This is a genomic window from Streptomyces canarius (assembly GCF_014650735.1).
GTDB classification, from domain to species: domain Bacteria; phylum Actinomycetota; class Actinomycetes; order Streptomycetales; family Streptomycetaceae; genus Streptomyces; species Streptomyces olivaceoviridis.
The window spans coordinates 1-6,160 of record NZ_BMVN01000129.1; the positions used below are offsets into that span (position 1 = coordinate 1).

The 6,160-nt window shown below is 67.2% G+C and carries 5 protein-coding genes; 4 read left to right on the top strand and 1 reads right to left on the bottom strand.

Annotated elements, in window-relative coordinates; all coding sequences use genetic code 11:
* Positions 1-243: GFA family protein (locus IE294_RS46055; RefSeq protein ID WP_373315968.1), on the bottom strand; the 243-nt coding region annotated here is incomplete at its 3' end.
* 103 nt (positions 244-346) lie between these two features.
* Here IE294_RS46055 and IE294_RS46060 point away from each other — a divergent pair.
* From IE294_RS46060 to IE294_RS46070, 4 genes are all read left to right on the top strand, one after another.
* On the top strand, positions 347-517 hold the full coding sequence (locus IE294_RS46060) for a hypothetical protein (protein WP_189895288.1): 171 nt from the start codon (positions 347-349) through the stop codon (positions 515-517).
* Between the two features lie 151 nt (positions 518-668).
* Positions 669-2,816: a DUF6531 domain-containing protein gene (locus tag IE294_RS50205; RefSeq protein ID WP_435858234.1), complete on the top strand. Its 2,148-nt coding sequence runs from the start codon at positions 669-671 to the stop codon at positions 2,814-2,816.
* A 458-nt stretch (positions 2,817-3,274) separates the two neighbouring features.
* Positions 3,275-5,395, top strand: a complete 2,121-nt coding sequence (locus IE294_RS48860) for an RHS repeat-associated core domain-containing protein (protein ID WP_435858235.1) — start codon at positions 3,275-3,277, stop codon at positions 5,393-5,395.
* The gene (locus IE294_RS46070) at positions 5,392-6,072 is read left to right on the top strand and encodes an Lsr2 family DNA-binding protein (protein WP_189895289.1); all 681 of its coding nucleotides are present in this window, start codon (positions 5,392-5,394) and stop codon (positions 6,070-6,072) included. Before IE294_RS48860 ends, IE294_RS46070 begins: the two co-directional genes overlap by 4 nt.
* Positions 6,073-6,160: the final 88 nt, after the last annotated feature.

The window sequence follows — 6,160 nt, forward strand, 5'->3', positions numbered from 1 at the left end:
GACGCGCAGGAGGATGGGGGTGCCGGTGTCGAAGCGGAAGCGGTTGAGTGGCGGCTGGATGCCGGTGACGGTCAGGGTGTTGCGGAACCCGACCCACGACATCGCCGGCGAACCGGAGAGGAGCGTGCAGTGCCCGCAAGAGCACAGGTGAGGGTCGTCCGGGGCGCCGGTCACTTCGTAGGTGATGTCGCCGCACTGGCAGCGACCCGCCCGCACTTCCGGCGCGGTGGTCGTTTCGCTCACAAGAACACTCCTTTGATGTAGAAGGCGGGTTGGGAGCGCCAGTGTCCTATCGGTCAGGGGTCTCGTGCCGGTGTTCGGGAGTGCAGGCCACGGAGGCTGGATCATGTTCACCCCTCGCGGTGAACGGCCCGACGCCGGGGACAACCTGCTGGCCACGCTGGCGGTGACCGGCGATGTACTCGTACTGCGAGTGCCGGCTGCCGAGCTCGCCCAGCGGCCAGTTCTGACCCTTGGCTTCGACGCGAAGCAAGCCCATCGAGGTCTCTGCCGCTGAAACGGAAGGGAGTTGGACACGCATTGCAACCGCTCAGGGTGACTCACTTCCCGGTGTTCTGCTGTCTGTGTCGTCCACTAGGGTTCGTGATCGCGAACGGGGTGGTTGTGTTCCCGTGGTCTGGGAGTGAGCACGGGGGAGAGGCACGGGGATGGGTTACACGATTCCGGGATGGCTGGATGAGGTCCTGGACTTCATCGGTATCAACTTCCCGAACGTGGACGAGGACGACTACCGCGAAATGGCAGATGCCATGCGGGACTTCGCGGACAAGTTCGAGGGGCATGGCGCGGACGCGCACAAGGCGGTGTCCCGGATCCTGTCCTCCTCCCAGGGCTGGGCCGTCGATGCGGTGGACAAGCACTGGAATCAGGTGAAGGCCAGTCACCTGGAGAAGCTCCCTGAGCTGGCCCGTCTGTTCGCGGACGCGTGCGACGCCCTGGCCGACATCATCTTCTGGATGAAGCGGAAGGCGGAGGCCGAGCTGACGGTGATGGCTGGCTCAGTGGGTCTGTCGATCGGGCTTGCCTGGGTGACCGGCGGCTTGTCGGCGGTTCTCGGTGCGGCTGAGATCACGGCCATGCGGCAGGCCGTCAAGCGGATCATCGATGAGGCTGCAGACCGGATCGTCGATGAGGTGATCGCCAAGGTCACCGAGCCGGTCAATGCCAAGCTGGAGGCGATGGTCGAGGACATGGTCCTCGACCTGGCCGACGACGCTTTCTCCATGCCGCCGGCGGCAGGCAGTGGCGCCGGGCACGGTGCCAAGGACGGGCACGGGGGGATGCAGCTCGCCTCAGCCGGCGGTGCGAGTGGCTCCGGCGGTGACGCGGGGAAGACCACCAAGATCGACCATGTCGAGTTCGAGGACGGTGCGGGAAAGGTCTCCCGGCACGGTGACGAGCTGCACCTGGCTGCGAGTTCGCCACTGCGCCGGGCTCGGGGGGCGTTCGGACGGAGCAAGGGCCGTGACCCGTTCACTCAGATTTTCGACACGGTGCTGCACGGTGCGCTGAAGGGCTCTGAGAAGGCGCTGAAGAGGATAGCCACGCACATCACCGACACCGTCCCCGAACGGGTGAAGGCGACTTCCCGCCTGCATAAGGGCATCGACCAGGATGTCCGCAGCAGGCTCGATGCCATCCGCCTGGGCAAGAAGGACGGTGGTACCGGCCGCGATGGGTGGCCCGGTATCCCCGGGCAGCGCAAGCATTCTGGTGACGACTACGGCAAGCGCTCGTCGCTGGCCGGCGCGAAGGACGACCCGCGACGCCATGCGATCCCGTTGACGAAGAAGACCTGTGAGAACGACCCGGTCGATGTCGCGACCGGTGAGATGACGCTGCCCTGCACCGATCTGTCGCTGCCCGGTGTCCTGCCGCTCGTTCTGCGCCGTACGCACCTGTCGGACTACCGGTACGGGCAGTGGTACGGCCGCAGCTGGGCCTCCACCCTGGACGAGCGCCTAGAACTTGATCCACTGGGGCAGGGTGCGGTCTGGGCCCGCGAAGACGGCTCGCTGCTCGTCTACCCTCGTCTGCCTGCCGCGGACGACGCGGAGGGGGTGATACCGGTCGAGGGCCCCCGCCTGGCGTTGCGGCACGACGGTCACGACAACGGCACCACCACGTACTGCATAGCCGACTCGGCCGGCGGATGGACGCGCTCGTTCACCGGGAGCCCCTACTTCGCCTCGCCGGCCTACTGGCTTACCGAGATCGAGGACCGCAACGGCAACCGGATCACCTTTCACCGTGACGGCACCGGTGCCCCGGCTGCCGCCTCGCACAGCGGCGGCTACCGGGTGAGTGTCTCGGTCGCCGAGGACCGGATCCGGAGCCTGGCCTGCGCACTGCCGAGGGGCCGCACACCGTGCTGCGCTACGGATACGACCCTCAGGGCAACCTGGAGACCGTCGTCAACTCCAGCGGGTCGCCGCTGCGCTATACCTACGATGACGCTCGCGTCACGGCCTGGACCGACCGTAACGACTCGACCTTCCGCTACGTCTACGACGACGAGGGACGCGTCGTGCGGACGGTCGGCCCGGACGGGGTCTTGTCCTCCATTTTCACCTACACCTGGCACCCCGAGACCGGTGACAGGGTCACCCAGTACACCGATTCCACCGGTGCCACCAGCACCTACCACCTCAACCGCAAGCTACAGGTCGTCGCCAAGACCGACCCGCTGGGCCACACCACCCATATCCGCTACGACGACCACGACCGGGTGCTGGCCCACACCGACCCCTTGGGCGTCACGACCCGATACGAGCGCGACTCACGCGGCAACCTGACCGGCCTGCGCGCCGCTGACAGAACGTTCACGCAGGCCGTCTACAACGAGTGGGACCTGCCCGTCACCGTCACCGAACGCGGCGGCGTCACCAGCCGTTTCGAGTACGACGCGCGCGGCAACCGCACGGCCGTCGTCGCTCCCGACGGTGCCCGCACCGAGTACACCTACAACGACCGCGGCCACGTCATCGCGATCCGCAATGCGGTCGGCGACGTCACCCGGATCACCACCGACGCAGCCGGCCTCCCGATCGGTGTCACCGCCCCCGGCGGCGCGACCACCACCTTGATCCGCGACGCCTTCGGCCGCGTCATCGAGGCCACCGACCCGCTGGGCAACACCCTGAGCCAGGGGTGGACCACCGAAGGACACCTCGCGTGGCGGCAACTGCCCGACGATAGCCGGGAAGAATGGACATGGGACGGCGAAGGCAACCTGACCAGCCACACCGACCGCATGGGCCGCACCACCCGCCACAGGGTCACCCACTTCGACAAACCCTCCGCCACCACCACAACCGACGGAGCCGACTACCGCTTCACCCACGACACCGAACTGCGCCTGACCACGGTGACCAACGCCGCCGGGCTGCAATGGACCTACACCTACGACGCTGCCGGCCGCCTGACCAGCGAAACCGACTTCGACGGCCGCACCATCACCTATGAGCACGACGCGCTGGGACGCCTGACCCGCCGCACCAACGCCGCCGGGCAAACCCTCACCTTCGAACGCGACATCCTCGGCCGTGTCACGCGCCTGCGCCACGACGACGGCTCGACCTCCACCTTCACCCGCGACGACAGCGGCCACGTCACCCACATCACCAACCCCCACGCCCGCATCGACCTGACCCGGGACAACGCCGGCCGCATCATCACCGAGACCGTCAACGGTGCCACCACCCGCTATGCCTACGACCCGCTCGGCCGCCGCACACACCGGCAGACCCCCTCAGGCGCCACCAGCACCCTCACCTACGACACCAACGGCCTGGCCTCCTACGCCAGCGGGGAGCACACCTTCGCCTTCGAACGCGACGCCCTCGGCCGCGAGACCACCCGCACCCTGAACGGAACCCCCACCCTGCACCACACCTGGGACAGCGTGGGCCGCATCCTCGCCCAGACGCTGATCACGTCCCAAGGCGGCCCGATCGAGCGGTCCTTCACCTACCAGCCCGACGGCACCCTCACCCGCGTAGAGGACAACCTCACCGGGAAACGCACCTACACGCTCGATGCGGCCAACCGCATCACCGCTGTCCACGCCCGTGGCTGGAGCGAAACCTACGCCTACAACACCGCCGGCGACCTCACCCACAGCACCCTGCCCCACCCCGCCCCCGGCCAGGACCATGCCGGGCCCGTCCAGTACACCGGCAGCCGTCTGACAAGGGCCGGACGCACCCACGACTACTACGACGCCCAAGGCCGCGTCATCCGCCGTGAGGCCACCACCCTCAGCGGCAAGACCCTCATCTGGCACTTCACCTGGAACGCAGAAGACCGCCTCACCCACGTCACCACACCCCACCACGGGCGCTGGCAGTACCTCTACGACGCCCTGGGCCGCCGCATCGCCAAATGCCGCCTGGACGAGAACGACCGCGTCCTCGAGCGCATCACCTACACCTGGGACGGCGCCCAGCTCGCCGAACAACACACGGACCGCATATCCCTGACCTGGGACTACCTGGGGCAGCACCCCCTGGCCCAACGCGAAACCAAGACCGCGGACCAGCAGCAGTCCATCGACCGGCGCTTCTTCGCCATCGTCGCCGACCTCTCCGGCTCCCCCAGCGAACTCATCACCCCCGACGGCACGCTGGCCTGGCGGGCCCGCAGCACCGCCTGGGGTGCCACCCAGTGGAACCGCGACTGCACCGCCTACACACCCCTGCGCTACCCGGGTCAGCACTTCGACCCGGAAACCGGCCTGCACTACAACGTCAACCGCTACTACGACCCCCAACTGGGCCGCTATCTCACCCCAGACCCGCTCGGACTCGCGCCCGCCGCCAACCACTACGCGTACGTCCCCAACCCCTTCACCCTCACCGACCCGCTCGGACTCGCCGGCTGCACCGCCGACCCCACCTGGGGCGGCAAAGTCGTGTGGATACGGGACGAACACGGCCGCCCCTACGAGATGCACGCCACCATCACCCGGGACATGCTCGGCGAGGGAACCGACGCAAAGTCCGCCCTGCGCCCGCCCGGCTTCGTCCATGGCCCCAGGCACAACCAGGCACGCGGACACATGCTGGCCCAGGTACTCGGCGGCTCCGGAGACACTCTGGACAACCTCTTCACCATCACGCAGAACCCCACCAACTCCCCGCATATGAGGGACCTGGAACTGCAGATCCGAGACGCCGTCCTGGGCTCGGACGACCGCCCGGGAGAGATCGTTCAGTACAGCGTCTATCTTGAGTACACGGACGACGAGAAGACCTCTGTACCGAAGTGGATCACCATGGAAGCTGACGGCAACCGCGGCTACCACCTCAGAGCAGACCTCGAAAACCCGGACCACGCCAAACAGCAGGTCCGACGCAGGGACGGAATCGAATGAGCCCTCTTGAGCGCCTCACTGAGCTCTGCGCCCCACCCCCCACCGAACAGCCGCCGGTGGACTGGCCGAGTGTCGAAGCCACACTCGGCCTGCGCCTGCCCGAGGACTACAAGAGGCTCACCGCAACGTACGACCCCGGATGCTTCGCGAACTACCTCTGGATCTACGACCCCCGGCACACCTCGGTCCACGTCAACCTCGTCGGCCCCCTGTCTGAGCGCATTCGGGAACAAATGCGCTCAGATCACGCACGCGGCATCTACCCGTCACCTGTCAGCCCAGAGCTGCTCCTGCCCTGTGGTGCAACCGACAACGGCGAGTACCTCTTCTGGGTCACCGACCCCCGGGAAGATCCGGATGCATGGACGATCGCCGTCAACGAGGCACGCGGACCACGCTGGTTCACCTACGACGGCAACCTGACCCAGTTCCTCGCCTCCGTTCTCAGCGGCGACACGGCCGTTCCCCAGTTCCCCAAGGACCTTCTGCAGGGCGGTACCGGCTACGAGCCGTCACGCTTGGACGAGTGGTCCCCACCCCTGCCACCGGTTCGTCCCCCCTCCGATCCTGAGGCCATCCGAGCATGGGCGCGTGCGAACGGATACGACGTCCCGATGCGTGGACGCATTCCCGCAGGAGTCCGACAGGCTTGGGAACAGGCACACCGAAACAACTGATCACAGCGGAGCGCCGGGCGGTCATTGAAGTTTCCCCGTGATCTCGGACACGTGATCGTTATGCCGCAAGGGCGTGCTGGTGCCGCTG